This window comes from Porphyromonas gulae, assembly GCF_000765945.1.
GTDB classification, from domain to species: Bacteria; Bacteroidota; Bacteroidia; order Bacteroidales; family Porphyromonadaceae; genus Porphyromonas; species Porphyromonas gulae.
In genome coordinates this window covers 47,524-74,488 of sequence record NZ_JRAT01000002.1, presented here as the reverse complement: position 1 = coordinate 74,488, position 26,965 = coordinate 47,524, and the positions used below count along the sequence as shown (strand labels likewise).

24 protein-coding genes and 1 riboswitch are annotated in these 26,965 nt (G+C 48.2%); of the genes, 14 read left to right on the top strand and 10 right to left on the bottom strand.

Annotated features, from left to right (window positions below; genetic code table 11):
• Positions 1-40: 40 nt before the first annotated feature.
• Positions 41-2,203, top strand: a complete 2,163-nt coding sequence (locus tag HQ49_RS00575) for a S46 family peptidase (protein ID WP_039417833.1) — start codon at positions 41-43, stop codon at positions 2,201-2,203.
• Between the two features lie 154 nt (positions 2,204-2,357).
• Positions 2,358-4,346 (top strand): glucosamine-6-phosphate deaminase, encoded by a 1,989-nt coding sequence (locus HQ49_RS00570; protein WP_039417832.1) that lies wholly within the window; start codon positions 2,358-2,360, stop codon positions 4,344-4,346.
• A 107-nt stretch (positions 4,347-4,453) separates the two neighbouring features.
• On the opposite strand, the gene HQ49_RS00565 is transcribed toward HQ49_RS00570, so the two are convergent.
• The gene (locus tag HQ49_RS00565; protein ID WP_039417831.1) at positions 4,454-4,936 is read right to left on the bottom strand and encodes a ferritin; all 483 of its coding nucleotides are present in this window, start codon (positions 4,934-4,936) and stop codon (positions 4,454-4,456) included.
• A gap of 257 nt (positions 4,937-5,193) precedes the next feature.
• A complete protein-coding gene (locus HQ49_RS11910) occupies positions 5,194-5,286 on the bottom strand; it encodes a DUF1661 domain-containing protein (protein WP_235290014.1) in 93 nt (30 codons plus the stop codon).
• Here HQ49_RS11910 and HQ49_RS10430 point away from each other — a divergent pair.
• The 4 genes from HQ49_RS10430 to HQ49_RS00550 all read left to right on the top strand — a co-directional run bounded on the left by HQ49_RS10430 (position 5,255) and on the right by HQ49_RS00550 (position 8,991).
• Positions 5,255-5,404 carry a DUF1661 domain-containing protein gene (locus HQ49_RS10430; RefSeq protein WP_235290013.1) on the top strand — a complete coding sequence of 50 codons (150 nt, stop codon included), beginning with the start codon at positions 5,255-5,257 and terminating at the stop codon, positions 5,402-5,404. The genes HQ49_RS11910 and HQ49_RS10430 overlap by 32 nt on opposite strands.
• A 265-nt stretch (positions 5,405-5,669) precedes the next feature.
• A complete protein-coding gene (gene gmd / locus HQ49_RS00560; protein ID WP_039417830.1) occupies positions 5,670-6,767 on the top strand; it encodes a GDP-mannose 4,6-dehydratase in 1,098 nt (365 codons plus the stop codon).
• Positions 6,760-7,833, top strand: a complete 1,074-nt coding sequence (locus HQ49_RS00555) for a GDP-L-fucose synthase family protein (protein WP_039417829.1) — start codon at positions 6,760-6,762, stop codon at positions 7,831-7,833. The genes gmd and HQ49_RS00555 overlap by 8 nt, the downstream gene beginning before the upstream one ends.
• 138 nt (positions 7,834-7,971) lie before the next feature.
• Positions 7,972-8,991: a branched-chain amino acid aminotransferase gene (locus tag HQ49_RS00550; RefSeq protein WP_039417828.1), complete on the top strand. Its 1,020-nt coding sequence runs from the start codon at positions 7,972-7,974 to the stop codon at positions 8,989-8,991.
• A 108-nt stretch (positions 8,992-9,099) separates the two neighbouring features.
• Here the strand turns inward: HQ49_RS00550 and HQ49_RS00545 are convergent, their stop codons facing one another.
• Positions 9,100-10,821, bottom strand: coding sequence for a phospholipase D-like domain-containing protein (locus tag HQ49_RS00545; protein WP_039417955.1), 1,722 nt, complete (start codon positions 10,819-10,821; stop codon positions 9,100-9,102).
• 830 nt (positions 10,822-11,651) lie between these two features.
• Here HQ49_RS00545 and feoB point away from each other — a divergent pair.
• Genes feoB through HQ49_RS00530 form a run of 3 tightly spaced genes read left to right on the top strand, consistent with a single transcriptional unit; the run spans position 11,652 to position 14,881 of the window.
• Complete coding sequence (feoB, locus tag HQ49_RS00540; protein ID WP_039417827.1) at positions 11,652-14,189, top strand: ferrous iron transport protein B; 2,538 nt, start codon at positions 11,652-11,654, stop codon at positions 14,187-14,189.
• Between the two features lie 19 nt (positions 14,190-14,208).
• Entirely contained in the window at positions 14,209-14,394 is a 186-nt protein-coding gene (locus HQ49_RS00535) for a FeoB-associated Cys-rich membrane protein (RefSeq protein ID WP_018964877.1), read from the top strand.
• A gap of 7 nt (positions 14,395-14,401) precedes the next feature.
• A complete protein-coding gene (locus tag HQ49_RS00530; RefSeq protein WP_039417826.1) occupies positions 14,402-14,881 on the top strand; it encodes a PH domain-containing protein in 480 nt (159 codons plus the stop codon).
• 47 nt (positions 14,882-14,928) lie between these two features.
• On the opposite strand, the gene HQ49_RS11055 is transcribed toward HQ49_RS00530, so the two are convergent.
• Both HQ49_RS11055 and HQ49_RS00525 read right to left on the bottom strand, forming a co-directional pair.
• Positions 14,929-15,090 (bottom strand): DUF1661 domain-containing protein, encoded by a 162-nt coding sequence (locus tag HQ49_RS11055; protein WP_152567108.1) that lies wholly within the window; start codon positions 15,088-15,090, stop codon positions 14,929-14,931.
• Between the two features lie 196 nt (positions 15,091-15,286).
• Complete coding sequence (locus HQ49_RS00525; RefSeq protein WP_018964879.1) at positions 15,287-15,586, bottom strand: hypothetical protein; 300 nt, start codon at positions 15,584-15,586, stop codon at positions 15,287-15,289.
• Positions 15,587-15,879: 293 nt separating this feature from the next.
• Positions 15,880-16,091, top strand: a riboswitch (cobalamin riboswitch).
• A 511-nt stretch (positions 16,092-16,602) separates the two neighbouring features.
• Here HQ49_RS00525 and HQ49_RS00515 point away from each other — a divergent pair.
• Together HQ49_RS00515 and HQ49_RS00510 are read left to right on the top strand one after the other, a co-directional pair.
• Positions 16,603-18,282 (top strand): putative transporter, encoded by a 1,680-nt coding sequence (locus HQ49_RS00515; protein ID WP_039417825.1) that lies wholly within the window; start codon positions 16,603-16,605, stop codon positions 18,280-18,282.
• A gap of 90 nt (positions 18,283-18,372) precedes the next feature.
• Complete coding sequence (locus HQ49_RS00510; RefSeq protein ID WP_039417824.1) at positions 18,373-18,891, top strand: hypothetical protein; 519 nt, start codon at positions 18,373-18,375, stop codon at positions 18,889-18,891.
• On the opposite strand, the gene HQ49_RS00505 is transcribed toward HQ49_RS00510, so the two are convergent.
• Entirely contained in the window at positions 18,888-19,868 is a 981-nt protein-coding gene (locus HQ49_RS00505; protein WP_039417823.1) for a cation diffusion facilitator family transporter, read from the bottom strand. The two genes, HQ49_RS00510 and HQ49_RS00505, sit on opposite strands and share 4 nt — an antisense overlap.
• Positions 19,869-20,324: 456 nt before the next feature.
• Here HQ49_RS00505 and HQ49_RS00500 point away from each other — a divergent pair, with 456 nt between their 5' ends.
• From HQ49_RS00500 to HQ49_RS00490, 3 genes are all read left to right on the top strand, one after another.
• A complete protein-coding gene (locus tag HQ49_RS00500) occupies positions 20,325-20,990 on the top strand; it encodes a phosphatidylserine decarboxylase family protein (RefSeq protein WP_039417954.1) in 666 nt (221 codons plus the stop codon).
• A 1-nt stretch (position 20,991) separates the two neighbouring features.
• Positions 20,992-21,702, top strand: a complete 711-nt coding sequence (locus tag HQ49_RS00495; RefSeq protein WP_039417822.1) for a CDP-alcohol phosphatidyltransferase family protein — start codon at positions 20,992-20,994, stop codon at positions 21,700-21,702.
• A gap of 67 nt (positions 21,703-21,769) precedes the next feature.
• The gene (locus tag HQ49_RS00490) at positions 21,770-22,015 is read left to right on the top strand and encodes a hypothetical protein (protein ID WP_018964887.1); all 246 of its coding nucleotides are present in this window, start codon (positions 21,770-21,772) and stop codon (positions 22,013-22,015) included.
• Between the two features lie 194 nt (positions 22,016-22,209).
• Here the strand turns inward: HQ49_RS00490 and HQ49_RS00485 are convergent, their stop codons facing one another.
• From HQ49_RS00485 to HQ49_RS00470, 4 genes are all read right to left on the bottom strand, one after another.
• The gene (locus tag HQ49_RS00485) at positions 22,210-23,409 is read right to left on the bottom strand and encodes an acetate kinase (protein ID WP_026292158.1); all 1,200 of its coding nucleotides are present in this window, start codon (positions 23,407-23,409) and stop codon (positions 22,210-22,212) included.
• Positions 23,410-23,455: 46 nt separating this feature from the next.
• Positions 23,456-24,466, bottom strand: coding sequence for a phosphate acetyltransferase (gene pta / locus HQ49_RS00480; RefSeq protein ID WP_018964889.1), 1,011 nt, complete (start codon positions 24,464-24,466; stop codon positions 23,456-23,458).
• A 198-nt stretch (positions 24,467-24,664) separates the two neighbouring features.
• Positions 24,665-25,510 carry a DUF3108 domain-containing protein gene (locus HQ49_RS00475; protein ID WP_018964890.1) on the bottom strand — a complete coding sequence of 282 codons (846 nt, stop codon included), beginning with the start codon at positions 25,508-25,510 and terminating at the stop codon, positions 24,665-24,667.
• 144 nt (positions 25,511-25,654) lie between these two features.
• The gene (locus tag HQ49_RS00470) at positions 25,655-26,746 is read right to left on the bottom strand and encodes a TlpA disulfide reductase family protein (protein WP_039417820.1); all 1,092 of its coding nucleotides are present in this window, start codon (positions 26,744-26,746) and stop codon (positions 25,655-25,657) included.
• Positions 26,747-26,965: the final 219 nt, after the last annotated feature.

Below are 26,965 nucleotides of genomic sequence, written 5' to 3'. Positions count from 1 at the left end.
AACAAAGAACAATCGACACACAAAATAAAACGAAGTAATAATGAAAAAAAGACTATTGCTCCCCCTCTTTGCAGCTATCTGCCTGAGCCAGATAGCTCATGCTGACGAGGGTATGTGGCTGATGCAACAGCTCGGACGGAAGTATGCGCAGATGAAAGAACGCGGCCTCAAGATGAAGGAATACGACCTTTACAACCCCAACGGCACATCGCTGAAAGATGCCGTAGTACTATTCGATGGAGGATGTACGGGCGAAGTCGTTTCCGATCGCGGACTCGTACTGACCAATCACCACTGCGGATACGATATGATCCAGGTTCACAGCACGCTCGAACACAACTACCTCGAAGACGGATTTTGGGCGATGAGCGAAGCAGATGAATTACCGAACAAGGATATTTCCGTGGTATTCATCGACAAGATCGAAGATGTTACGGACTACGTCAAGAAAGAACTCAAAGCCATCAAAGATCCCAACAGCATGGACTACCTCTCTCCGAAGTACCTGCAAAAGTTGGCTGACAAAAAGGCCGGCAAGAACTTCTCTGCCAAGAATCCGGGACTTTCCGTAGAGATCAAAGCCTTCTATGGGGGCAATCTCTACCTGATGTTTACCAAAAAGACTTATACGGATGTTCGACTGGTGGGAGCACCTCCCAGCAGCATAGGCAAATTCGGTGCCGACACGGACAACTGGATCTGGCCTCGTCATACAGGCGACTTCTCCATCTTCCGTATCTATGGAGACAAGAACGGCAATCCCGCACCATACTCCAAAGACAATGTTCCACTCAAGCCGAAGCGTTTCTTCAACATCTCTCTTGGTGGAGTACAAGAGAACGACTACGCCATGATAATGGGTTTCCCCGGTACTACGCACCGCTATTTCACAGCTTCGGAAGTAGACGAATGGAAGAGCATCGACAACGATATTCGCATCCGTATGCGTGATATTCGTCAGGGTGTCATGCTTAGGGAAATGCTGGCCGATCCTCAGATCAAAATCATGTATTCAGCTAAATATGCCGCTTCGCAGAATGCCTACAAACGAGCCATAGGTGCCAACTGGGCAATTAAGACACGTGGTCTGCGTCAAAACAAACAGGCGATGCAGGACAGACTGATCGCATGGGGAGCGAAGCAGGGTACTCCTCTATATGAAGAGGCCGTACGCGAAATCGATGCTACGGTAGCCAAGCGTGCGGATCTGCGCCGTCGTTATTGGATGATAGAAGAGGGCATCATCCGTGGGATCGAGTTCGCTCGTTCTCCTATCCCTGCCGAAGATGAGATGAAAGCCCTGCAAGGCAATGACGCTTCGGCTCGCAAGGAAGCGATCGATAAGATTCGTACACGCTACAGCAAGTTTGCCAACAAGGACTACAGTGCAGAGGTGGACAAGAAAGTGGCCGTAGCCATGCTGACAGAATATCTCAAGGAAATACCCTATGAGAATCTGCCTCTCCATTTGCGTCTCGTGAAAGACCGCTTTACAGGAGATGTTCAGGCCTATGTGGACGACATATTCGCTCGTTCCGTTTTCGGTAGCGAAGCACAGTTCAATGCCTTTGCAGTAGCACCTTCTGCAGAAAAACTTGCCGAAGATCCCATGGTACTCTTCGCCTCTTCGGTTTTCGACGAATACCGCAAACTCTACAACGAACTTCGTCCTTATGACGATCCTATTCTAAGGGCACAACGCACCTACATTGCAGGTCTCTTGGAAATGGATGGCGATCAGGATCAATTCCCTGATGCTAACCTCACACTCCGTTTCACCTATGGTCAAGTGAAGGGCTATTCACCCCGTGACAATGTTTACTACGGACATCAAACCACATTGGATGGCGTGATGGAAAAAGAAGATCCCGATAATTGGGAATTCGTAGTCGATCCCAAGTTGAAAGCCGTGTACGAGCGTAAAGACTTCGGACGTTATGCCGATCGCAACGGCCGCATGCCTGTAGCCTTCTGTGCCACCACACATACAACCGGTGGCAATTCGGGTAGTCCGGTCATGAACGCCAATGGCGATCTAATCGGTCTCAACTTCGACCGTAATTGGGAGGGAGTCGGTGGCGACATCCAATATTTGGCTGACTACCAGCGCAGTATCATTGTCGATATTCGGTATGTCCTGCTTGTGATAGACAAAGTAGGCGGTTGCCAACGCTTGTTGGATGAAATGAATATCGTTCCCTAAAGCCGTAAGAGGTGTGTCGGACGTCGGGCACACCTCTTTCAATTATAAATCACATTCTCATACAGACACCGCTATTCATAATTAGGATTTACACGAATCTTGCACGGAGGGCAAAGCCCTCAAAAAAAACATCAACAACAAATACCCTAACAACATGAGATTGAACCTAAGCTCCATGATTTCTCTATCCGAAATACCGGAGCGATACTACCGTCCGCAGAATACTTACGAAGAGACCCTGCTACGTCGGTTCGAGAATATACCGACCAATATATACCGCACCAACGACGAAGCAGCAGAAGTCATTGCCAACGAAATAGCCAAAGATATACGGGAGTCGCAGGCACAACACAAATACTACACACTGGCTCTGTCCGGAGGCAATTCGCCGGTCATCGTGTATGACAAACTGATACAAAAACACCGCGACGAAGGACTCAGCTTCCGCAACGTGATTGCCTTCACCGTATTCGAATACTATCCGCCGGTGAGCGAGAACTTGGGCTGTCTGGCCAAGTTGCGCAAGGACTTTCTCGACCATATCGACATCCTGCCGGAGAACATTATGGCACCCGATGTATATGCTTCGGAAGAAAACCTACTGCAAGCCTGTCAGGATTACGAATCCAAAATAGACAGCTTGGGTGGCATCAGACACATGCTCCTCGGCATCGGATCGGCCGGCAGTATCGCCTTCAACAGCCCGGGTACGCATCCCAACACATACACGCGCCTTGTCGTACTCGGCCATACGGAGCACAACGATGCTCTGACCATATTCAGCTCCCACGACACCATCCCCCCATCGGCTATCAGTATGGGACTGGCTACCATCCAGAAAGCTCACAAGGTGACCCTGCTGGCATGGGGAGAGAGCAAAGCGGAAGTAATAGCCCAAGCTATCGAAGGAAAGATTAGCGAGGCCTCTCCGGCTTCGTCCTTGCAACTACATCGCAATGCTTCCATCGTGTTGGATCTGTCGGCATCGTCTTGTCTCACGAGGATCAATCGTCCTTGGCTGGTGACGAGCTGTATCTGGAACAAACAGCTCATACGCAGGGCAGTAGTATGGCTGTGCGGACTGACCGGCAAGCCCATCCTGAAGCTGACGAACAAGGACTATACGGAGAACGGACTGGGTGAATTGCTGGCCAAATACGGCTCGGCCTACGAGGTAAACATCAAGCTCTTCAACGACATCCAGCACACCATCACCGGCTGGCCGGGCGGAAAGCCCAATGCCGATGACAGCAGCAGGCCGGAGAGAGCACTACCCTATCCCAAGAGGGTGGTTATCTTCAGTCCACACCCCGATGATGACGTCATTTCGATGGGTGGAACATTCCACAAACTGGTCAATCAGGGACACGATGTACATGTAGCCTACCAGACCTCCGGCAACATAGCCGTAGGGGATGAAGAAGTGATTCGATACGTGTCGTACCTCAGAAATGTATGCCGCCGGTACGGGCAAGAGAGCAGCCCCATTCTGGCCAAAGCAGAAGAAGTGCGGCACTATCTCATGCACAAAAAGATAGAAGGGGATCCCGAGCAGGAGGATATCAGGTTTATGAAAGGAACCATCCGACGCGAAGAAGCCCGAACGGCATGCAGATACTTGGGATTGCGGGAAGATCATGTTCATTTCCTCGATCTGCCTTTCTATGAGACGGGATTGATCAGGAAAAATCCTTTGGGAGAGGAAGACGTGTGCATCATCATAGCTCTACTGGAAGAGATACAGCCACACCAGATATTCGTAGCAGGGGATTTGGCCGATCCGCACGGCACGCATCGCGTTTGTCTGAACGCCGTTTTAGCAGCTATAGACGAGCTGAAAGAGGAGCCTTGGTTCAAGGAAGATTGTCGCGTATGGATGTATCGCGGAGCTTGGGCAGAGTGGGAAATGGACTACATAGAGATGGCTGTCCCGATGAGTCCGGACGAACTCCGCTTCAAACGAAACAGCATCCTCAAGCATCAGTCCCAAATGGAGTCCGCACCCTTCCTTGGCGATGACGAAAGGCTCTTCTGGCAGAGGGCAGAGGATCGGAACAGACAAACGGCCACCCTGTACGAAAAGCTCGGCTTGGCCTCCTATGAAGCCATAGAGGCATTCGTACAGTATAAGCCTGTCGAATAGAGAAGCGGTATAAATACAATAAGAGAGGCTTCCTTCATTTGTCCATTCGGGACGGAGAAGGAAGCCTCTCTGTTTTGATACCGACCTTTGCCAACGGCAGGTGGGGTTTATCTCTGAGCGAGCTGATGATCGATGAAGATCAGATTCTGCTCCTGAGAGAGACGGATCGTATCGACGATTTCAGCAGCAGTGGCTTCCTCTTCTACCTGCTCGCGGATATACTTCCAGAAGAAGTCCTGCGATGCCATATCTCTGGCTTCGGAGGCAGCCCTTACGACACCTTCGATCATTTCGGTCACTTTGCATTCGTGTTCGTACACTTGTTGGAATACCTCCAATACAGAGCCGAACTTCTGGGGCACGGCATCGATAGCTTCTATCTTCACCTCACCGCCACGCTTCAGGAGGTAGTCCATCATATCGTAGGCGTGCTCCATTTCCTCGAGGCTCTGCTTTTTGAGCCAATGGGCAAAGCCGTTGTACCCTATCTGCGCAAAATGCACGGACATGGACAGATAGAGGTTTGAAGACCACATTTCGGCCTTGATTTGGTCATTGATCGCTTTTGTTACGTTTTCGCTTATTTTCATTGTTCTGTAGATTTATTATTCGGGCCTACACAGCGAAACCCGATGATTATTTACTTCTATATCCATTAACCGAATAACACCTCCTTTTGTTCACCGCCAAAGCAATCTTGCCACACCTTAATTTGGAGCATGAGTCTGACATAAGACGAGAACTTATCTATGCCACGAAGGATCAATAACCGGACGGCTATTACGATCTGCTCCATCCAACCACCAACCACCTTAGAAGAGCAGAGCCATATTATCGTTCGGTCGATTTACGTGCCGGAATTTTCGAGTTTGCTATCCGATAAAATGCGGTGCGAGAAGTTTTTTGTTTTGGCGCGAGAAGTAAAAAGTTTACGCGCCAAAACGAAAAAGATCTCACGCCATTTTTTCAGAAAACACGAACGACAATCCGAACATTTCTCGCTCGTAATTATGGAGGCAGTAAGTTATAAACATCAAGCCTCGGGATCAATTCAGTAGTATCAACGTCTACAAGCTTTATCGTCTCTCACTCCCGAATTTCAAATTTCACGTCAATATATCTCCTCCCTATTCCGATGGGTCGATCGCTTTTGGAGGATGCCCTACCTGATACTTAGTTCGCAGCAAGGGCAAATCCTCCATTGTCAAATATTCAGAGGAAAAACAAACTATCCTACATTATCGTGGGAGGAATGAGTACTTTTGCAGGGAATCATGTTATTTGCTTGAGCCGGTCAAGATTAGGAATCCGGCCTTTCCGATTATGAAAAAGAAAGTCGCATTAATCACGGGAATCACAGGGCAGGACGGCTCTTTCCTCGCCGAGTTTCTGATAGAAAAGGGGTACGAAGTGCATGGTATCCTGCGCCGTTCGTCTTCGTTCAATACGGGACGAATCGAACATCTCTATCTGGACGAATGGGTACGGGATATGAAGCGCGAGCGGCTGATCAATCTGCACTATGGGGACATGACGGACAGCTCCTCTTTGGTACGCATCATTCAGACCACTCGCCCCTCGGAAATATACAATCTGGCCGCCCAAAGCCACGTCAAGGTGTCGTTCGACGTTCCGGAGTACACGGCAGAGGCCGATGCCGTGGGCACGCTTCGCCTCTTGGAAGCGGTGCGAATACTCGGATTGGAAAAAGAAACACGGATCTACCAGGCCTCTACATCCGAACTGTTCGGCAAGGTGCAGGAAGTGCCCCAACGGGAGAGCACTCCGTTTTATCCCCGATCGCCGTACGGAGTGGCCAAGCAGTATGCTTTCTGGATCACGAAGAACTATCGCGAGAGCTACGGCATGTTTGCTGTCAATGGCATTCTCTTCAACCATGAGAGCGAACGCCGCGGCGAAACCTTCGTCACCAGAAAGATCACGCTGGCCGCTGCTCGCATCAAGCAAGGATTTCAGGACAAGCTCTACCTCGGCAATCTGGATGCCCGTCGCGACTGGGGCTATGCTCGCGACTACGTGGAGTGTATGTGGCTGATGCTACAGCACGATATGCCGGAAGACTTCGTCATCGCCACAGGGGAGATGCACAGTGTACGCGAGTTCGCTACTCTGGCATTTCGTGAAGTCGGCATAGCACTGGAGTGGAAAGGCTGCGGAGTGGAAGAGCAAGGCATAGACACCGCCACGGGACGGGTTTTGGTAGAGGTGGATCGGAAATACTTCCGTCCCTGCGAAGTGGATCAGCTATTGGGCGACCCTACCAAAGCCAAGACGCTACTGGGATGGAATCCGACAAAGACCTCTTTCGAAGAGCTGGTACAAATCATGGTCGAAGCAGACATGAGATTTGTCCAAAAGCTGCATATAAGAGCCGAAATAGACAATTCCTACGATGAATAAAGATGCCAAAATCTATGTGGCCGGTCATCGCGGTTTGGTCGGATCAGCCATTTGGAACGATCTCCGCCGGAAGGGTTATACCAACCTTGTCGGGCGAACTCATCAGGAGCTGGACTTGCTCGATGCCGTAGCCGTCAGAGAGTTTTTCGACAAGGAAGAGCCTCAATACGTATTTCTCGCAGCTGCCTATGTAGGAGGCATCATGGCGAACAATCGTTTCCGTGCCGACTTCATCTATCGCAATCTGGGTATCCAGCAGAATATCATCGGAGAAAGCTACAGGCACCGTGTCAGCAAGCTGATGTTTCTCGGCAGTACCTGTATCTATCCGCGCGATGCCCATCAGCCGATGCGTGAGGAAGAACTGCTGACAGCTCCGCTGGAATACACCAACGAGCCGTATGCCATAGCGAAAATTGCAGGGCTGAAAATGTGCGAGAGCTTCAACCTCCAATACGGTACCAATTATATAGCAGTGATGCCGACCAACCTGTACGGACCCAATGACAATTTCGATTTGGAACGAAGCCACGTGCTTCCGGCCATGATCAGGAAGATTTATTTGGCCGATCGCCTGCTTCGCCACGATGAGGAAGCAGTTAGAACGGATTTGTCTGCACGTCCAGTGGAAGGCATCGACGGGTCTTCTTCTTTCGATGATATTCTCTCCTTGCTCAAACGGTATGGCATCACGGCTGAAAGGGTAAGCCTATGGGGAACAGGTCGTCCGATGCGCGAATTTCTATGGAGCGAGGAGATGGCCGATGCCTGCGTATTCCTCATGGAGCACCGCGACTTCTCCGATATGTACTCCCACGGGACTCAAGAGATCCGCAACTGCCATATCAACATTGGCACTGGGGAGGAAATCTCGATTCGCGATTTGGCTTCGTTGATAGCAAAGACCATCGGTTACGAAGGCCTTATCGAGTTCGACTCCTCCAAACCGGACGGCACGATGCGCAAACTAACGGATGTAAGCAAACTCCATGCCTTAGGCTGGAAGCACCGAATCGACATAACCACAGGAGTGCGAATGTTAGTGGATTGGTATCGTCCGAAGTAGACATTCGCATACCTGCTTTCATTTATCGAACCAAAACCAAATAACAGACTGATTATTTGCTACCTTTGCAGAGTTGCTGAATGAAAGACATTTGCAATTATCATCTTAATCATAAACAATCTTATTCTAATTAGGATTATGGAAAATATCGATTGGTCATCGCTCTCATTCGGTTATATGAAGACCGACTACAACGTGCGTTGTTACTATCGCAATGGCAAATGGGGAGAGCTTGAAGTATCCTCAGAGGAAACGATCACGATGCACATGGCTGCCACATGCCTCCACTATGGACAGGAAGCATTCGAAGGGATGAAGGCTTTCCGGGGCAAAGACGGCAAGATCCGCCTCTTCCGCATGGACGAGAATGCCAAGCGCATGAACAGATCATGCCAAGGTGTGGTAATGGCCGAGCTGCCGCAGGAAATCTTCGAAGCAGCTGTAATCAAAGCCGTAAAGATGAACGAGCGTTTCGTTCCTCCCTACGAAAGCGGAGCTTCTCTTTACATCCGTCCGCTTGTTATCGGACTGGGTGCACAAGTGGGTGTGAAGCCGGCTCCCGAGTATCTCTTCATCGTCTTTGTAACGCCCGTAGGGCCGTATTTCAAAGAAGGATTCAAACCGACCAAGATGGCTATCTTCCGCGAGTATGACCGTGCAGCTCCTCTGGGTACGGGTACGATCAAAGTAGGCGGTAACTATGCAGCAGGTATGATCCCCACGGTGAAAGCTCACGAAATGGGCTACTCTGCAGCTATCTTCTTGGATGCCAAAGAAAAGAAGTACATAGACGAAGCCGGTCCGGCCAACTTCTTCGCCATCAAGAACAATACTTATATCACTCCCGAATCCAGCTCTATCCTGCCCTCTATCACAAATAAGAGTCTGATGCAGGTGGCTCAGGATCTGGGTCTGAAGGTAGAGCGTCGTCCGGTAGCAGAAGAAGAGCTTGCTACTTTCGAAGAAGCAGGTGCTTGTGGTACGGCAGCCGTGATCAGTCCTATCTCCGAGATCGACGACTTGGAGAACAACAAACAGTACGTCATCAGCAAGGACGGCAAACCGGGTCCGTGGTGCGAAAAGCTCTATCACGAACTTCGTGCCATCCAGTACGGTGACAAGCCCGACACTCATGGTTGGGTAACAATCCTCGACTAATATCCCCTAATCTATTCGCTTAGAAAGAAAGGCATCGCAACTCGGTTGCGATGCCTTTCTCTATTACGGATGTTCAAAAAGCGGACAACTTATGAAGCTATACGGGCTTCACTCTTTGCCAAACATTTCACGATCCTTGATTTTCTTGGGATCGGTGTAGAACTTTTCCCACCATGCTTTCTCATCTTGCTTGCGGGGAGGTTTCGCCAGGAACAATCGTATATTACACTCTTCGGCCTGTGCCAGATTGACCCTGAAGTGATAATGATCAAAGATTCGCAAAGCCTCAATCATATAGGATATAGCTACTTTTCGATCCTTGACAAGCAGGAGATTCTCACCGTTCTTGCGATCTGCGGTCGTAGAAAAATTGTATGACCCCAGATAAACACGGGCAGTAGGCTTATCAAAGTCAATCACTATAAACTTATGATGCATACGCGTGCCACCTCCTCCGGTCGGCTCTGACTTGAATGGCTCCGGCATGTTTTTATTGATGGCCTGCGGATACACAGGCATAAGATTGCCGTTGGGCTTTTGCAAATTGAGCCCTCCCATTCTTTTATCCGAGATACCATAGACGAACACATCGTCCTTCTCCAGCACACGTACTATTTCTTCTTTCAGCGAACCGGTGGTTTGCGACAGGAAAGCGAGTGAATAAAAGAGGCTCGACTCCGTACCGGCTACATCAGCAGCAATAGTATCCAACAAAGCATTGTCTTTGGAGTGTGGAGAAAAAGATACCTGCGCATCTATCTTCGGAAGATTGAGATTATTCCAGAGGGCAGAGCTTGTCTTGCCGAATTTGGGTACCGAAGAATTCCAATAATGATCAAAAGCATCCCAAAACGGCTTTATAGCCTCCTTTCCTCGAACGACAACGACATTATTGGACTGCACATACAGGCCTCGCCAAGTGAAATTAGTAGATCCACAGACTGCAGCTTTTACCTTAGAGCCGTTCACTACGATTGTTTTATTGTGCTGCAATTGCCCCATGTGCTGTCGCTTTGCCTTACCCATGGTCGAGGAAAGCAGCTTTTCAAAGGCGATGCTTTCAGCCGAATCATGTTCTTTGTGTTCTGCACTATCGTCAATGATAATGGACAGCCTTTCGCCTAATTGTACAAACCGCTCCACAATCGCGGGAAGATTGAGATCGAATGCTACCACCCTTACTTCGGCCGTTTGATCAGCTATCGCGTCGTCCAAGAGACGGAGCAGAGCCTCTACAGCCTCGAAACCCATCCAAGAGAGTGCAGCAGAAGCCTTCGGATGAGTAGGCACAAAGTCGATACCCGACTTGGAATCTTTCGGCAGCAATGCAGCCACACCACCTCCATCCGAAAACCGATCTACAAAAGCCTGTGATGAAATGAATCCGCGAGTGAATGCCACATCAAGACAGTCCGGATAGGTCTCGCGATGCAATACTACCTCCACTCGCTGCTCCTCTCCATAACTCAATTCATCATAATAGTTCATAAAAACGGGTTTTACCACATAGACGAAAGCTCCGTTTTTATCTGCATTGCGAGGGAAGTGTACCCAGCGAAACATTTGGAAAGGAGACAAAAGGGAAGACTTAGCCGCTTTACACACGGTTCCATCTTGATTGAGGAAAGAAAGCCTGTTCTTCAAAGCATAGTAGCGATCGCCATCCGGCTCCTTGTACTCTATGGAAAAACCGACAAAATCCCGAGGAGGACGCCCCTTTTTCCAATTCATAGCCAAAAGAACCATGCCGTCTCCTCTATAGACTTTCAAGGAAAATACAGCCTTTTCGTTTTTCCCGGTCAAAATAAAATCTTCTGAATACTGTCCCATAATCATATTTGTTAATGGTCAAATATAATGAAAGATTGTTTTGAAAACCAATATGAGACTGTTGCATGGGAGTTTCATTGAACTCTTTTGCTGCAGAGCTGATTCTTAGTGTCTTCGGGAAAGATCAAACCTCCGGTATATGGACATCGAGCAAACAGAAATTTCCCCAAGTTTCCATTAGAGAAGTACTCCTTTCCTCCTCAAATAGGCGAGAAATAAGAAACGATTGTCGGCTGTTTCTTGCTCCCTGCACGATGCAGGACACGATTGTCAGCTGATTCTTGCTTCCTGCACGATGCAGGACGCGATTGTCAACTGATTCTTGCTTCCTGCACGATGCAGGACGCGATTGTCAACTGATTCTTGCTNGGACGCGATTGTCAACTGATTCTTGCTTCCTGCACGATGCAGGACGCGATTGTCAACTGATTCTTGCTTCCTGCACGATGCAGGACGCGATTGTCAACTGATTCTTGCTTCCTGCACGATGCAGGACGCGATTGTCAGCTGATTCTTGCTTCCTGCACGATGCAGGACGCGATTGTCAGCTGATTCTGCTCCCATCAATGCGCTAACTATCAGCTATTTGCAACTATTTTATAGGACTTTCATTGAAGTCTTTTGTCGCAGAACTGATTCTTAAGTGTTTTTCAGATTACTTGAGGTTTGCAGAGAGATCGCATGAAGCTCTCCTTTCTTCGTCAAATCAATGCTTGTGTCTGTCTTGATCAATATGAGAGGGGGGGGGAGGGTTATTGTGCAACGGTCTCTTTAATAATAAATTGTATTTCTCGTTTATTCATTGGTTTAGTTAGTATTTTTGCGCTATCATGAGATTATCAGAATTACATACGGGCGATCAAGCAGTAATCGTACGAGTAGAAGGTCGCGGGGTATTCCGCAAACGAATTTTAGAAATGGGATTTGTGCACGGCAAGACGATTACTGTCGTCCAGTGTGCCCCATTGCGGGATCCGGTCTATTATCGCATCATGGACTACAATGTCTCTTTACGGAGAGAGGATGCAGCCAAGATAGAAGTGGAGCTTATATCCTCTAATGCAACTTCTTCCTCGGCAGAAAACGGAGAAGGAGAACAATTGGCTATGTCGGCTTCTAACGGATCGGTTTCGACAAATACCGCAGAGAGCTTCCAACCGGATACAGATGATTCGGCGAGAGGAACCGATGTCAAGCCGAACGGGCATGTGATACGTGTTGCACTAATCGGGAATCCCAACTGCGGTAAGACCTCCATATTCAACCGCGCCAGCGGTGCCCATGAACATGTAGGGAACTATAGCGGCGTGACGGTAGAAGCGAAAGAAGGTCTCTTCCGGCACAAGGACTACAAGATAGAGATTATCGACCTGCCCGGCACCTACTCTCTTTCTCCATACAGTCCTGAAGAACTGTATATCCGCCAGTATCTAAGCGAGGAAACCCGTCCCGATCTGGTGCTGAATGTAGTAGATACCTGTAATCTGGAGCGCAATCTTTACCTGACCCTCCAGCTCAAAGAAATGGGTTTGCCTGTTGTCATCGCACTGAATATGTTCGATGAGTTCGAGAAGAAAGGCGACACCTTCGACTATCCTGCCCTATCCGCTATGCTCGGTATCCCCATGGTTCCGACGGTGGGGCGTACGGGACAAGGCCTGCCGGAGCTTTTCGATACGCTTATCTCCATTCATGAAGGACGAAACAAAATCATACGTCCCATTCGTATCAACTATGGCAGCATCATAGAACCGGCCGTAGAAGCTCTGACAGAGAAAATAAAAAATCAGCTCTCTCTACCCTACTCCCTTCCGGCACGCTATATAGCTGTCAAACTGCTGGAAGGCGATAAGGAGATGAATCGCTTCGTAGGCGAACAGCCCAAAGGTCTTTTCATCCTTTCGGCCCGAGACTTCGCCCTACGAGAGATCGACGAACATCTGACAGTGGCGAGCGATGCCGAAAGCGTTATCACGGATCAGCGATACGGATTCATCGCAGGAGCCCTCAAAGAAACTTACCGGAGTAGCTACAAACAGCTCAAGACCCTGACCGATAAGATCGATCATATCGTCACCCATCGTGTCTTGGGTTTCCCTCTCTTCCTCCTATTCATGTTTATCATGTTCGAGGCTACGTTTGTTCTCGGCCAGTATCCGATGGACTGGATCGAAGCAGGTGTAGGTTGGATAGGCAGCATGGTAAATACCTTCATGCCCGATGGTTCGTTCAAGGATCTGATCGTGGACGGAGTGATAGGAGGCGTAGGCGGTGTGATCGTCTTCCTGCCGAACATCCTCATCCTCTATTTCTTCATTTCGCTGATGGAAGACAGCGGCTATATGGCACGTGCAGCCTTCATCATGGACAAGATCATGCACCGAATGGGACTGCATGGCAAATCGTTCATTCCCCTTATCATGGGATTCGGCTGTAACGTTCCCGCCATTATGGCCACTCGCACGATCGAAAGCAAACAAAGTCGCATGATCACCATGCTCGTAACACCTCTAATGAGCTGTAGTGCCCGTCTGCCGGTCTATTTGCTTTTGGCCGGTGCATTCTTCCCCGATTCGGCCGGCTTGGTGCTTTTCGGATTGTATTTTCTGGGTATTCTGTTGGCTGTATTATTGGCACGTCTTTTCAAAAAAACACTTTTCAAGGTGGAAGACGTTCCCTTCGTCATGGAACTCCCCCCCTATCGTATGCCGACCTCTCGCTCCGTAATCGTACATATGTGGAATAAGGCAGCACAATACCTGCGCAAAATGGGTAGCATCATCCTGCTTGCTTCGATCGTCATTTGGTTCCTCAGCTATTACCCTCGCTACTCCGAAGAGGCTGTACTGATCTCCCAAATCGAACAGATAGAAGGTAATCCGCTGCTGGACGAAGAGGAGAAGACATCTCAGAAAGAAGAGCTGAATCGCAAAGCGCATATCGAACAGCAAGAACAATCCTACATCGGACGATTCGGCAAAGCCGTTCAACCCGTATTGGCACCGATCGGTTTCGATTGGAAAATGAGTGTAAGCTTGCTAACTGGTATGGCAGCCAAAGAGGTCGTAGTGAGTACCCTCGGTGTCATCTATACGGGCGACAGTGACGATAGCGACGAAGCTGCCCGGCGACTGGGCGAACGTATCCGAGAGGATCGCGACGCAGAAGGCAACCATACATTCTCCCCTATCATTGCTTTGGCACTGATGGCTTTCGTGCTGATTTATTTTCCGTGCATCGCTACCGTGGTCGCTATCGGACGTGAAAGCGGACATTGGAAGTGGGCAGCTTTCTCCATTATATACTCCTGCTCGCTGGCATGGATCGTATCGTTCCTTATCTACCGGATAGGGATACTCTTCTTCTAAACCGTATAAGCCCAAAGATATGATACAGAATATCCTCACAGCCATAACGGGTATCCTTGTCCTCGTCCTGATCGTTTATCGTTTGGTACGTCTCTGGAAGCGAAAAGACTCTGGCGGTGGATGCTCCGGCTGCTCGTCCAAATCCGATTGTGCCTTGTCCTCGAAAACGATGAAGGAAAAAGGCAATCCATCATCCCTCAAATAAAACTCTCATGGAAACAGGACGGCAATACTATCCCCTCAGTATCTGGCAGCGGATTCTCTCTGTCCTCGTTATTATAGTGTTAGCCATTGCTCTGGTCCCGGCTTGGTACAACGGCATGTGGGCTTTGGCAGTTGCCTTGTGGGTTATTATTCTTCCTGCTGTAGGATGGAGTATAGCTATTATTCCACGCTATACAGAGGTGACAGAGAAGCAAATAATCGTCAAGCAAGTATGGGGGCAATTAGTCTTCGACAAGAAGGAAGTGGAAATAGTGCCTATCGTCAAAGACGATCTCAAAAGCTCGATTCGTACATTCGGCAATGGAGGTCTATTCGGCTATGCCGGCTATTTTCAGAATAAGAAACTGGGGAAGTACCGTATGTATGTAACGCGCATGAAAGACTTATCGCTACTCACAGATCGCAACGGCCAGAAAACGGTGATCAACCTGCGACAGGCATACCCCCCCCACTCGTCATCAACGTGAACCCGACATAAGGGGAACACATCATCTCATCATAATCCGCTTTTAGTTTACGCGCCTAAAATTTGTGGCTTATCACCTCTAAAAACGTGGCGCGTAAACGTTTTCGTTTTGGCGCGAGAAGCAAAAAATTCCCGCGCCAGAGCGAAAAATATCTCGTGCCAAAAAGAGAAACTTACGGCGCGTGTTTCTCCGGAAAACACGCGCGACATCTAAGAATTCGGAGAGCTCAGAAAATCAGCAATTATGTCGAAATATTTGACCTACTTCAAGTGGTTTTGCACTAAAACCGATACTGCAACGTAAGAGAAAGGCTGTATGCTTTCAGACTGTACTTCGAATAGGTGGCCATTGCATCATCCGTCAACGAAAGAGTCCGGTACTCACCCGGATCTGAGTAGATGAAGCTCAGTGTCCCTTCCCTACCCAATGCTTGCTTGTCTTTTTTATTGACATGGAATAGAAGTCGCCTCGTGTCTTAGCGTCTTGTATCATATGGCGTTTGTTCCATTTCGCCCCTGCCGTGATTGCGATTTGACTGCCGGGGAATACAGCCAATTGAGCTCCCCAAATCCGGTCGGTCTGATTGATAGGCCTGTCCGAAATCCTCCACCGTCTTGCCGAAAGCTCTCCATTGAGAGACAGTTCCATCCATTTGAACGGCCGGCTGAGCAACTTTCCACTCAGAGCGTATGTCTCCGCCAGCACCTGCAGTGTCGTTTCTTGGTGAATGACAGAGGATTTGTTTCTGTCATAGCTCGCTTGGAGAATAAGCTTGGAAGCTAATGGCCTGTAAAAGAAATCTGTGGAGGCACTTAGCCCGAAGTTGTACAGGGTATCCTTGGCCTCTTTCTTCTATAATTTGGGACTCTAGTACATTAATGCGTACTTGTTTTGATAACCGGACGTAGCAATCGTTAGGTTTATAAGTGTGATAACAGCTCAAATGCGATTGCCCTGTCTCTTCTTCTGACGTATTACTGTCTCGAAGGATATTTTTTCTATCTTTGTGCGGACTTTGTTCAGAGCTGCCTTTTCCTAACAGGATCGGCGGTAATGATTAAAAGGGAATCGGGTGAAAATCCCGAGCAGTCCCGCTGCTGTAAACCTTGTTAAGCTTCCGGCATTTATATCCACTGTCCGTTCTGTGCGGATGGGAAGGAGTCGGAAGTATGGGGTGAGCCAGAAGACCTGCAAAGTCTTTGTCTGCGGCTTCGAGGAAAAGCCGGGAGAGAATGCTCTTGTGGTCAATCCGACTTTACTGCCACAAGGATCCGTTTCTTTCCCTTTCAATCCCCCGAGGAAAATTCTGTTTCCGACGCAGCGGAAACGATCCGATTCTTTTGCCAGGAATTGGAGTGTATTGTGAGCGGACCCTTATGGTCTTGTCTTGGTGGGATGAGCTCCACACAAGGCAGACCTAAGGGTCTTATCATTTCTCCCCCTCCCCTATCATACTTATTGCCGTGTGCTTGGAGCGGATCATCAGGGTTCGGAAGAACGAATCTATTCTGCCCCCATGTCAGGACTTAAATTAAATGTTACTTTTGTAGGGCTTTCAATATGGGAATCATCGTCTCTATTGGCAGGGCATAAAATGATAAAACCACTTAGCTGAATTTCCGGTGTATCGTCTTTAGCTCACTAAGATGTAGAGCCGGTCTCAACCCATAGAAATAACAGCACACAGTAATCAACTAAAACTAAAAGCTATTTCGATCAATATGCAATGGCTGAATGACTTGCTTTTCGGCGTAGGAGTGGGGCACTCTATCCTCCTCATATCCATTACGATTGCCTTAGGGATTTGGTTGGGAAAGATAAAGATCTTCGGAATCTCCCTGGGTGTTACTTTCGTTCTTTTTGTAGGGATTGTCTTAGGGCATTTCGGTATGCACCTGCACCCCGATGTACACCATTTCTTCAAAGAGTTTGGACTGATCCTATTCGTTTACTCGGTGGGGATGCAAGTAGGCCCGGGCTTTTTCTCCTCTCTTCGTAAGGGGGGGCTTACCCTGAATATGCTTGCCATGGGTGTAGTTTTCCTGGGCGTACTGACCACCGTGGTTCTACACTTCGTGACAGGCATCCCCATGTCTACGATGGTAGGCGTTCTGTCCGGAGCCGTGACGAATACACCGGGTCTGGGAGCTGCCGAACAAACATTCCACGATCTCACAGGAACGAGCGATCCGACCATTACACTCGGATATGCCGTAGCCTATCCGTTGGGAGTGGTGGGGATCATCGCATCGATGCTGATCGTACGTGCCATTTTCAAGATCAGTGTGGCAAAAGAAAAGGAAAAGATGGACAATCTGGAGCAGGGCGACGAAAATCAGGCTATCGCACTCTCTCTGGTTGTGAAAAATCCGGCCGTTTTCTCCAAAACGCTGGCCGAAGTACGCCAACTGCTCAAAGGTCATGACTACGTGATTTCGCGCACGATGGATTCGCGCACCAACAGTATTTCGCTGGCACATTCGGATACGGTTCTAAATGAAAACGACAGGGTTTTCGTTATTACCAATCCGCAAAATGCTGCGGTGATCAGCAGCTTCATCGGGACTGAGGTACAGATGGACAGGAAGCAGTGGATACCTACCGAGTCGCATTTGGTGAGTCGCCGATTCATCGTCACGAAGTCCGAGTTGAATGGAAAGACCCTCGGTTCATTGCAGCTACGCAAATTACATGGCATGAATGTGACACGGGTAAACCGTGCCGGAGTTGAGATGGTAGCATTGGCTTCCCTTCCGCTACAGGTGGGCGATCGTCTGACTGTAGTGGGCAGTGAGTTGGTGATGCCCAAGGTGGAAGACCTGATCGGCAATTCCGTCAAGCGGCTCAACGAACCGAACCTGATGTCCATATTCATCGGCATCGGTCTCGGTATCCTTTTGGGTTCGCTTCCGATCGTTTTGCCCGGTATTCCTCAGCCCGTCAAGCTGGGACTTGCCGGTGGCCCATTGGTAGTAGCTATTCTGTTGAGCCGGTTCGGTTATCGGTACAAGCTGGTGACTTATACGACACCCAGTGCCAATTTGATGTTAAGAGAAATCGGTATCACCATATTCTTGGCTTGCGTAGGATTGGGAGCCGGGGAGGGATTCGTCGATACGATAGTAAACAAAGGTGGTTTTACATGGATCGGATACGGTTTTATAATCACCCTCCTGCCTCTCCTCATTATCGGATTTATCGCTCGCAAAGGATATAAGATCAATTATCTTACGCTGATGGGGATGTTGGCCGGAAGTACTACAGATCCTCCTGCACTGGCATACGCCAACAACACGACTAACCACGATGCCCCGGCCGTAGGCTACGCCACGGTCTATCCTCTGACCATGTTCTTGAGAGTGCTGACTGCACAATTGCTCATCTTATTCTTTTGCTCTTAGTCCGGCGAACCGAAAGACTCGCTTTTGCGGAGCCTGTCTCCGCTGTATTTGCTGTAGAAAGCTTGTACATATCGACTAATGCCAAGCTAAATGATGACTGATACGCAAGACAACGAGCCTATCGTTTTCGGAGAGCATAATGTCCACGCCGAAAACCTTTCCATAGGTCGTCTTGTCACATACTTTCCGTGGACGGAGTACTTCAATGCGTTAGGCATGGCAGGGACCTACCCGGCTTTGCTTTACACAGATGAAAAAGCCGATGCCTTGTACGAAGCCGTATCATCTCTTTTAGGCGAGTGGATCGTATCGGGAGATCCTTGGATCGACTTCTCTTTGTTTTTTCACGATGTGGAGGGAGGGCAGCCCGAAGGCGATTTGGAGGTCGTGCTCTACTCTCATCTAAGCGATGAAGACATTATGCCTGTAGCGTCCCTCTCTTTGTATGATATGGGATGCTACCTCTTGGAGGCGGCCGCTGCATGGATAGCTGATCAAGAGGCATACGGGATGCAAACGGAGATCGAACGAAAAGACATCAGCCGCAGACCCTCAGAAGAAGGTATACGGCTGACGGGACACTGGGTCTTGAGAGCAATCGAAAGTTAGCAACCCTCCATTCCGCAAGAGCAACCCTCGGGATCCAATTCTATCGTAGCATGCCTTATTCCATGGGCAGTGCACTTCTCCCGTACCGATTCTTTCATATCGAATACAGCTTGTGGCGAAGAGAAATCGTCCGGGCAGTACACAACGTGAATTGTCATCACGTGCGACTCTCCGTCGAGTGTCCACAGGTGGATGTCGTGAACGCTACGTATATGCGGCAGAGAGAGTATGTCCGTTTTTAATCCTTCTAAGTCTATCCCGTCGGGCACACCTTGCAGCATGACTTTGAAGGTCTCGCGCAGATTGCCGTACACATTGTATAGAATCCACGCTGTGATACATAGAGAAAGTATCGGGTCGAGGATCGGGGCATTGACAAAGAGCATAACGATACTGACTACAAGGACAGCCGCCCATCCGAGCACATCCTCCATAAGGTGCAGCATCACGGCGCGCTCATTGAGCGAAGAGCTTCCTTTCAGCCTGAATGCGGCCAAACCATTGACAGCGAGTCCGAATATGGCCAGCACAAGCATTCCTCCCGCCTTGGGTTCTCCCGGTACGCTAAGACGTTCGATGGCAGCGATAATGACAAAAACGGATCCTACCAGAAGAATAAGCGAAATGAGCAAAGCTCCAAGTAGGGAGAAACGTTTGTATCCATAGCTGAATGAGGTGTCGCGCCCCTTTTCAGACAGCTTCTGTAGTCGCCAGGCAACACCGAGGGAAATGGAATCGCCGAAATCGTGCAAAGCATCCGACAGGATGGCCACACTGCCGGTGAAAATACCACCGACCAATTCTACAATAGCAAAGAAGAGATTCATGGCGAAAGCAAAAAGCAAATTGCTTCCACTGCCGCCATGGTGGTGATGGAGATGATGATGGTGTCCGTGGTGATGATGCTCTTGATGGTGATGAGCATCATGTTGGTGCTCCGAACAGCAAGTGTGAGTGTGAGATTGTCTTGTTTCCATAGATTTGTGTCCTACACGTTTGATCTGATGTTTTTGTTTTGACGGTGTGTCATAATGTCCAAATTACGGCGTTGCTTGCGATATTCGGCTTGTACTTTACACATTCTTACCCATCTAAAGGGGTGGGTTGTACCCAAAAAGAATTTTGACACAGCCCATCTTTATTGCAAAGGTGATCATTTTGTTGACATTTTTACCATATATTTCCGCACTTTCACAAAGTGCCGATTCCTCAAATAAAATTTACTATTGGAAAATACATCTTCCATTTCTCAATCTGTCGTGCTGGGCTGTAATCTTAAAAGATTTTTCAGCATTCTCTCAATACGGAGCATAATCAAACGGCTCTGGAAGAAGAGAAAAAACGCTACTTTTGTATCAATGGAGACCGCGGAAGAAGCGTATCATTCCTGCGTACAATCCTACAAGATTCATTTCAACTATGATGAGAACGACATGAAGGTTCATAAAGAAAGTACCGGCCTTTTAGTATCCATGGCAACCCTCTTCACAGGGATATGCTTGAGCCTGTTTTATTTCCTTGGGACTTCTTTTGTATCCTATTTGGTAACGATCGTTGCCATTTCGCTCTATCTGCTTACGATCAACTTTTTTCGTTGCCCTAAGAGACACAGCCCCTTTGCCAATGACGATCGTGCCGTTGTGGCACCTGCCGATGGCAAGATTGTAGCCATCGAAGAAGTATCCGAAAATGAAATACTCCATGAACGCTGTATTCAGGTGTCGATTTTTATGTCGGTTTTCAACGTTCATGCCAATTGGTTCCCCTGCAAAGGCAAGGTTACGCACGTATCCCACAAGAACGGTCATTTTATCGCAGCCTACCTTCCTAAGAGCAGCACCGACAACGAGCGTTCGGCTATCGTTATCAAAACGGAAAGAGGGGCTCGCATACTGGCGCGGCAGATTGCAGGGGCCTTGGCTCGCCGTATCGTTACCTATGCAGAGGTGGGGGATATATGCTCCGTAGATGCCCATATGGGTTTTATCAAGTTTGGCTCACGAGTAGATGTTTACTTGCCCCTCGGTTCTCAGGTAGAGGTTAAGATGGACCAGAAGACTGTCGGCAATCAAACGCTAATAGCCCGACTGCCCGAGTAGCATGAATATCCATCGACATATTCCCAATGTGATTACTTGCCTCAATCTGCTGGCAGGTTGTGTGGCTATAATAGCTGCGATCGAGTACCGCGATCAGACTGTTGCTGCCGGATTCATTATTTTGGCTGCCGGATTCGATTTCTTCGATGGGATGGCAGCCCGGATTCTCAATGCGAAGTCATCGATTGGAGCGGATCTGGATTCATTGGCTGATGTGGTGAGCTTCGGCGTGGCTCCTGCCATGTGTTTGTATGAAGCTTTGGAGGCTGTAGTGGAGCCTTCGTATCGCTTTGCCACCTATGGCGTATTCCTTTTGGCTGCATTTGCCGCCTTGCGTTTGGCCAAATTCAACAACGACACGCGTCAGACTATCTCCTTTATCGGCCTGCCGGTTCCGGCCAATGCTCTTTTTTGGATCGCATACATAGACCTCTTTTCTTTAGATAGCAGTCCGATCATCACGGGATTGCCCTTGCTTGTGCTCACGCTTGCGCTCGTTTTCCTCTTTTCTTATCTGATGGTAAGCGAGCTGCCCATGCTTGCGCTGAAGATTCGATCGCTGGCGTGGCGTGGCAATGAATGGCGATATATACTGGTCATTGCTTCGGCTCTGTCCGTAGCAGTCTGGGGAATAGGTGGATTTTCGCCCGCTATCGTACTTTATCTGCTGATGGCTATCGCAACAAAGCGTATCGACCGCGAACGGAAGTGATCCAGAAGCCATGTATTCTCTCATTGCCTTGCTATAGGCACAATAACAAAAAAAGCATGATCATAATATGGAACTAATAGGCACTTTCTTCCTTGTCCTCTTTATCTACTGGGTAATCCGATTTCTGATGAAGATGTTCGCCATTCGTCAGATGTTTTTCGATCAGAAGAAGAACTCTTCACGGCAAGGAACGCAAACCACAAAAACGCCTTCACCGGGTGAAAAAGTCGAACTCGACGAACTGGAAAAACGAAGATTTGACAAAGACCAAGGAGAATACGTGGACTTCGAAGACATAAAGGACAAGGGCTGATACATAAACCGGATGGATCCATATACTCAGCTGGTTCGGATCTTTTGCTCCGATCTCCCATTGTTTGATAGCAGATCCGGCAAAGAATAAAGAGGGCGTGCCAATTCTTCATCTTGGCACGCCCTTTACTATATTGGGGTTTGAGGCTCTCGAAACGAACTGTTATGCCCCATTTCAGTGTCAGATCGGTCTTTTTATTTGCTGAGGATTGTCATGGTGTCGGAGGCAATCATATATTCTTCGTCGGTGGGAACCACGATCACGGTTACCTTACTTTCTGGCTTGCTGATTACCATTTCTTTTCCACGCATACCATCATTCACCTTCGGGTCGAAGACAATACCCATAAATTCCATATCGGAACAAACCTTCTCACGTGTAGAATATTGATTTTCACCCACTCCACCGGTGAATACAAGCACATCGACTCCACCCATGGCAGCTGCATAAGCTCCCACATATTTTTTGATCCGATAGTCGTACATGGTCATGGCCAGAATAGCTCTTTCGTCGCCATTCTTAATACCATCTTCGATCTCACGCATGTCCGAAGAAATGCCACTTACGCCGAGCACACCACTCTTCTTATTGATCAGTTCAGAGATTCCTGCAGCATCCAGACCTTCTGCTTCCATCAAGAAAGTAAGAACACCGGGGTCGACATCTCCACTGCGGGTACCCATCATAAGTCCTTCTACGGGTGTCATCCCCAATGATACATCCAGAGCCCTGCCATTTTTGATGGCAGCGATGGAAGCACCATTGCCGATATGCGCCGTAATAATACGAGTTTTGTTGTAGTCCAGACCCAAAATCTCACAAGCACGGGCACTGACATAGCGATGGCTGGTGCCGTGGAATCCATAGCGACGTACACCATGCTTGTTGCACATATCGTATGGCAAGGCATATCGGTACACATGTTCGGGCATGGTCTGGAAGAAAGCCGTATCGAATACACCGACCTGACGGATACCGGGGAGCAGCTTTTCGATGGCTACCACGCCTTTGAGGTTAGCAGGATTGTGAAGCGGAGCCAAGGGAATACATTCCTCTACTTTGGCAATTACTTCCGGTGTGATCTCCACACTGTTGCTGAACTTCTCTCCTCCATGAACGAGACGGTGGCCTACAGCATCGATTTCTTCGTAGCTCTTGATGCATCCATATTTCTCATCTTTGAGTACGGAGAGAATGAACTCCACGGCTATTGTATGCTCGGGCATGTCTTTCTCCAGCACTACCTTCTCGCCATTGGGCATGGTTAGTTTGAGAAACGAGCCGGGAAGACCCAATTTTTCTACTCCGCCCTGAGCCAATACGTCGCCCTTGGGCATTTCGAGTAGCTTATATTTGACGGATGAACTACCACAGTTCAATACCAATACTTTCATATCGTTTAGTTGATTTTTAGGGGTTTGATAGGGTTAGTTTTCTCTATTATTGTTCTTTGGCTGCGATAGCTTGGTTAGCCGTGATGGCAACCATCCTGTATATATCCTCGACCGAGCAGCCGCGACTCAAATCGTTTACAGGAGCAGCCATTCCTTGCAGGATAGGCCCTACGGCTTCTGCATGTCCAAGACGCTCTACAAGTTTGTATGCGATGTTGCCGACTTCAAGCGTCGGGAATACAAGTACATTGGCCTTTCCTGCCACATTGCTTCCGGGAGCTTTGAGTATTGCCACTCTTTCTACCAAAGCGGCATCGGCTTGCATTTCGCCGTCGATCATCAAATCAGGTGCCATTTCTTGAGCTTTACGAGTAGCTTCTACGACCTTGTCTGTCATTTCATGCTTTGCACTGCCTTTCGTAGAGAAGCTCAACATGGCTACACGGGGCTCAATGTCAGCAATAGCCTTTGCCGTGCGAGCTGTAGCTACAGCGATCTGTGCCAGCTCGTCCGATGTCGGATTGGGGATAACCGCACAGTCTGCCACGAGCAAGAGTCCGTCTTTGCCATATTCTTTGGCCTTGGTGAAGAGTAAGAAAGTACCGCTCACGCTACTCATGCCCGGAGCTGTCTTGATGACTTGAAGGGCCGGACGAAGTACATCGCCGGTAGTATTCTGTGCGCCGGCAATCAGTCCATCGGCATCTCCGCTCTTTACGATGAGACAACCCAGATAAAGCGGGTTTTCTACGAGTTCGGCCGCCTTTTCGGGAGTCAGCCCTTTCTTTTGACGGATTTGCAGCAGAAGATCTGTGTATTGTTGTTTCTTGGGGTGGTTATTGGGATCGATGATCACAGCCTGGTCCAAGTTTTTCAAACCGAGTTCTGTCACTTTGGCTTTCACCTTGTCGACATTGCCGATCAGAATGATGTTTACAACTTTGTCGGCCATGAGGCGGTCGGCAGCTTCCAATGTACGAGGTTCCAACCCTTCGGGCAGAACGATCCGTTGCTTGTTCTCTTGAGCACGCTTAATAACGTCTTGAATGAGATCCATGGATAATACCTTATTATGTTATAGTTATTGTTTGAAAAGAAAGACGAACAGAAATGACGCCTTATTTGCGGTCGCAAAGATAGTTAAAAACACGGGTAATAAGAGAGATACGCTCAAAATAATTTGAAATGGACGCACCACAAAAATAAGGCTGCGATTCCATTTTCTCTTTTGTGTTTATATCTCTTTTCTACAGTCTTATTTGACTCGTGCGGATAGCGGGTGGCGCAGTCCCTCAGCTGACTTCAGATAGACTTCGGCAGCCCCGATTTTCAACTCCATTCTGATACGCACCGGTATTCTGTTGGCATCGTTCGTGAACCATACGGTAATAGCTTTTTGAGGCTTCTTGAATGTTTCAGGTTCATTTATAAGCATAGATACCCGATGAGTTCGGTAGCTGATGCCTTGTTTAGTCTTCTGTACGTCAGCCCCTTCGTATTGAAAGAAACAGTCGATTCCCTTTTTGCCGGCAAAGATTTTTGTCTTTATAATCTCTTTGGAAGCACTCGACCAGTCAATCGATCGAAGGTAAAGTATGGCACCTATCATATCAAGAGAAGTTTGATCGACAAATTCGATCGTGTCTATCCTTGCCTCTCCGTTGCGGAATCGTGTGGTATGTATACGATTGCGTCCCTCTTGCCGAGAGAAATGAATGAGATCTATCGTATAATCTCCTCCCTCCATTACGTGTTTCTGACCATTCATGATACGCATGTCTTGATCAAGATTACAGTCGAGAGTATCCCTCATACTAAAGATAGCATCGAAGAAAGGAGCCGTCCTGAAAAGCAAACGGGATCGATATCCTTTGTCCGCCTTTTTGAACGAAAGCGAAGCGTCACCGGCACGAGGCATCAGTGCCCCCCATTTATAGTAGACCGTATAGTCGAGTCGCTCGCCGGACTGAACAAAATCATTGACAATAGGCTGCTGGGCTTGTAACAGTATAGCAGTACCGCTTATATATAAAATCGTAAGGATATGGACTATTCGGTTGGATAGCCATTGTTTCCGACTTACATTTTCTTTTGCCTTCATTTCTTCCCTTCTTCTTTTTTATGCAGGCTTTTTTTCAACGCCCCAAATATAGGCAATAAGCTATTTAGTAAAAATAAAAGGAGGAAGCCTGCGCAAGGCCTCCTCCTAAAATCGTTTCGGTCTTCCGAGTCTAAATACCCGATGTTATTTATAGATTTCGCTCAACTTTTCGATGAGCTTTTCGCCACGAAGATCGCGCTCTACAATGGTGCCGTCAGGACCGAACAGGATAACTTGAGGAATCCCTTGTATGCCATACATATCCGTTGCAACATTCTTGCTGTCGAAAATCTGAGGCCAAACTACGTTGAGGGCTTCTTTGGCTTTGAGGTGATCTTCCATTTTGTCCCAAACCACCACTCCGATTACTTGCAGACCTTTAGCTCCAAACTTAGCATTAGCTTCAGCTATATAAGGGATCTCGCGACGGCAAGGACCGCACCATGAGGCCCAGAAGTCTACCACAGCATAGTTGCCTTGTCCCACATATTTGAATAGTTCCACCTCGTTGCCCTCGGCATCTGTGCCGGTGAAGTTTTTAGCCATTTTGCCGGGCTGCGTGTCAGCCAAGTTGTCAATCATAGCAAGCAGACGCACGATGTTCGGATGTGCCAAAACAATAGGGCCGGCTTTTTTACGTGCCTCTGCAATAGCATTGGAATTAGAGCTTTCACCACGGAGAATATTCTGGAAGAGACGTATTCCAAGAGCATCGTTCGTATGCGATTCGTACAGATCGGCTGTGATTTTGTTTTTCTCTCCTAACATAGCTGTGTATTCTTTCTCGAGCAATGCCTGAGTTTCCTCGGCCGGACGAAGGGTATCGGCTTGAATCTCTTCCATCTTCATCCTGAAATTATCTTCCAACTCGTTAAGTTTAGCGGAATACTCAAAGTTCTTATCGTTCAGCGGAGTACCCTTTGCTGCAAATTCTCCGACTTTAGCCGATATTTTGCCATCCTCCAAGATGAAGATAATCGGAGCTACGTTCTGTTCGGGAGAAGCCGTCACGATATAAGCCAATTTAGCTGTGTCGATATGCTCTCCGGTGAATGTAAATGCACCGTTCCGGATCGTCGTGCTATCCAGTTTGTTGTCTTGAGACAGCTGGATATAAACCATCTTTCCATCCAGGTTCAGCGTACTATCCACTGTACCGGTGATGGTATAACCTTTCTGTTGACAGGATGTAAGACCTGCAAGCAGCGCTACGGCTGCGAATAACAATTTTTTCATACGTTATCGTTTTTGAATTGGTGGATTATTTCTACCGGCAAAAGTAAGTATTTTGGTCTTTATAGCCCCCTTCCTTAGAATCGATAAAAACGGATTCTATTCCGAAGGATTTTGAAAATGTTCTTCAAAAATCGGATAATGATCCCAATGCTATCCCTGTGATTGTCCAAAAAATAAAGCCTATCTAAATAATAAACTATTCTTTTTAAAAGAATTTAT

What these genes read in the sequence shown, in the direction of transcription:
- HQ49_RS00575 (WP_039417833.1), top strand. Translation starts at nt 41, where the DNA reads ATGAAAAAAAGACTATTGCTCCCCCTCTTTGCAGCTATCTGCCTGAGC.
- HQ49_RS00570 (WP_039417832.1), top strand. Translation starts at nt 2,358, where the DNA reads ATGAGATTGAACCTAAGCTCCATGATTTCTCTATCCGAAATACCGGAG.
- HQ49_RS00565 (WP_039417831.1), bottom strand. Translation starts at nt 4,936, where the DNA reads ATGAAAATAAGCGAAAACGTAACAAAAGCGATCAATGACCAAATCAAG.
- gmd (WP_039417830.1), top strand. Translation starts at nt 5,670, where the DNA reads ATGAAAAAGAAAGTCGCATTAATCACGGGAATCACAGGGCAGGACGGC.
- HQ49_RS00555 (WP_039417829.1), top strand. Translation starts at nt 6,760, where the DNA reads ATGAATAAAGATGCCAAAATCTATGTGGCCGGTCATCGCGGTTTGGTC.
- HQ49_RS00550 (WP_039417828.1), top strand. Translation starts at nt 7,972, where the DNA reads ATGGAAAATATCGATTGGTCATCGCTCTCATTCGGTTATATGAAGACC.
- HQ49_RS00545 (WP_039417955.1), bottom strand. Translation starts at nt 10,821, where the DNA reads ATGGGACAGTATTCAGAAGATTTTATTTTGACCGGGAAAAACGAAAAG.
- feoB (WP_039417827.1), top strand. Translation starts at nt 11,652, where the DNA reads ATGAGATTATCAGAATTACATACGGGCGATCAAGCAGTAATCGTACGA.
- HQ49_RS00535 (WP_018964877.1), top strand. Translation starts at nt 14,209, where the DNA reads ATGATACAGAATATCCTCACAGCCATAACGGGTATCCTTGTCCTCGTC.
- HQ49_RS00530 (WP_039417826.1), top strand. Translation starts at nt 14,402, where the DNA reads ATGGAAACAGGACGGCAATACTATCCCCTCAGTATCTGGCAGCGGATT.
- HQ49_RS11055 (WP_152567108.1), bottom strand. Translation starts at nt 15,090, where the DNA reads ATGTCGCGCGTGTTTTCCGGAGAAACACGCGCCGTAAGTTTCTCTTTT.
- HQ49_RS00515 (WP_039417825.1), top strand. Translation starts at nt 16,603, where the DNA reads ATGCAATGGCTGAATGACTTGCTTTTCGGCGTAGGAGTGGGGCACTCT.
- HQ49_RS00510 (WP_039417824.1), top strand. Translation starts at nt 18,373, where the DNA reads ATGATGACTGATACGCAAGACAACGAGCCTATCGTTTTCGGAGAGCAT.
- HQ49_RS00505 (WP_039417823.1), bottom strand. Translation starts at nt 19,868, where the DNA reads ATGGAAACAAGACAATCTCACACTCACACTTGCTGTTCGGAGCACCAA.
- HQ49_RS00500 (WP_039417954.1), top strand. Translation starts at nt 20,325, where the DNA reads ATGAAGGTTCATAAAGAAAGTACCGGCCTTTTAGTATCCATGGCAACC.
- HQ49_RS00495 (WP_039417822.1), top strand. Translation starts at nt 20,992, where the DNA reads ATGAATATCCATCGACATATTCCCAATGTGATTACTTGCCTCAATCTG.
- HQ49_RS00490 (WP_018964887.1), top strand. Translation starts at nt 21,770, where the DNA reads ATGGAACTAATAGGCACTTTCTTCCTTGTCCTCTTTATCTACTGGGTA.
- HQ49_RS00485 (WP_026292158.1), bottom strand. Translation starts at nt 23,409, where the DNA reads ATGAAAGTATTGGTATTGAACTGTGGTAGTTCATCCGTCAAATATAAG.
- pta (WP_018964889.1), bottom strand. Translation starts at nt 24,466, where the DNA reads ATGGATCTCATTCAAGACGTTATTAAGCGTGCTCAAGAGAACAAGCAA.
- HQ49_RS00475 (WP_018964890.1), bottom strand. Translation starts at nt 25,510, where the DNA reads ATGAAGGCAAAAGAAAATGTAAGTCGGAAACAATGGCTATCCAACCGA.
- HQ49_RS00470 (WP_039417820.1), bottom strand. Translation starts at nt 26,746, where the DNA reads ATGAAAAAATTGTTATTCGCAGCCGTAGCGCTGCTTGCAGGTCTTACA.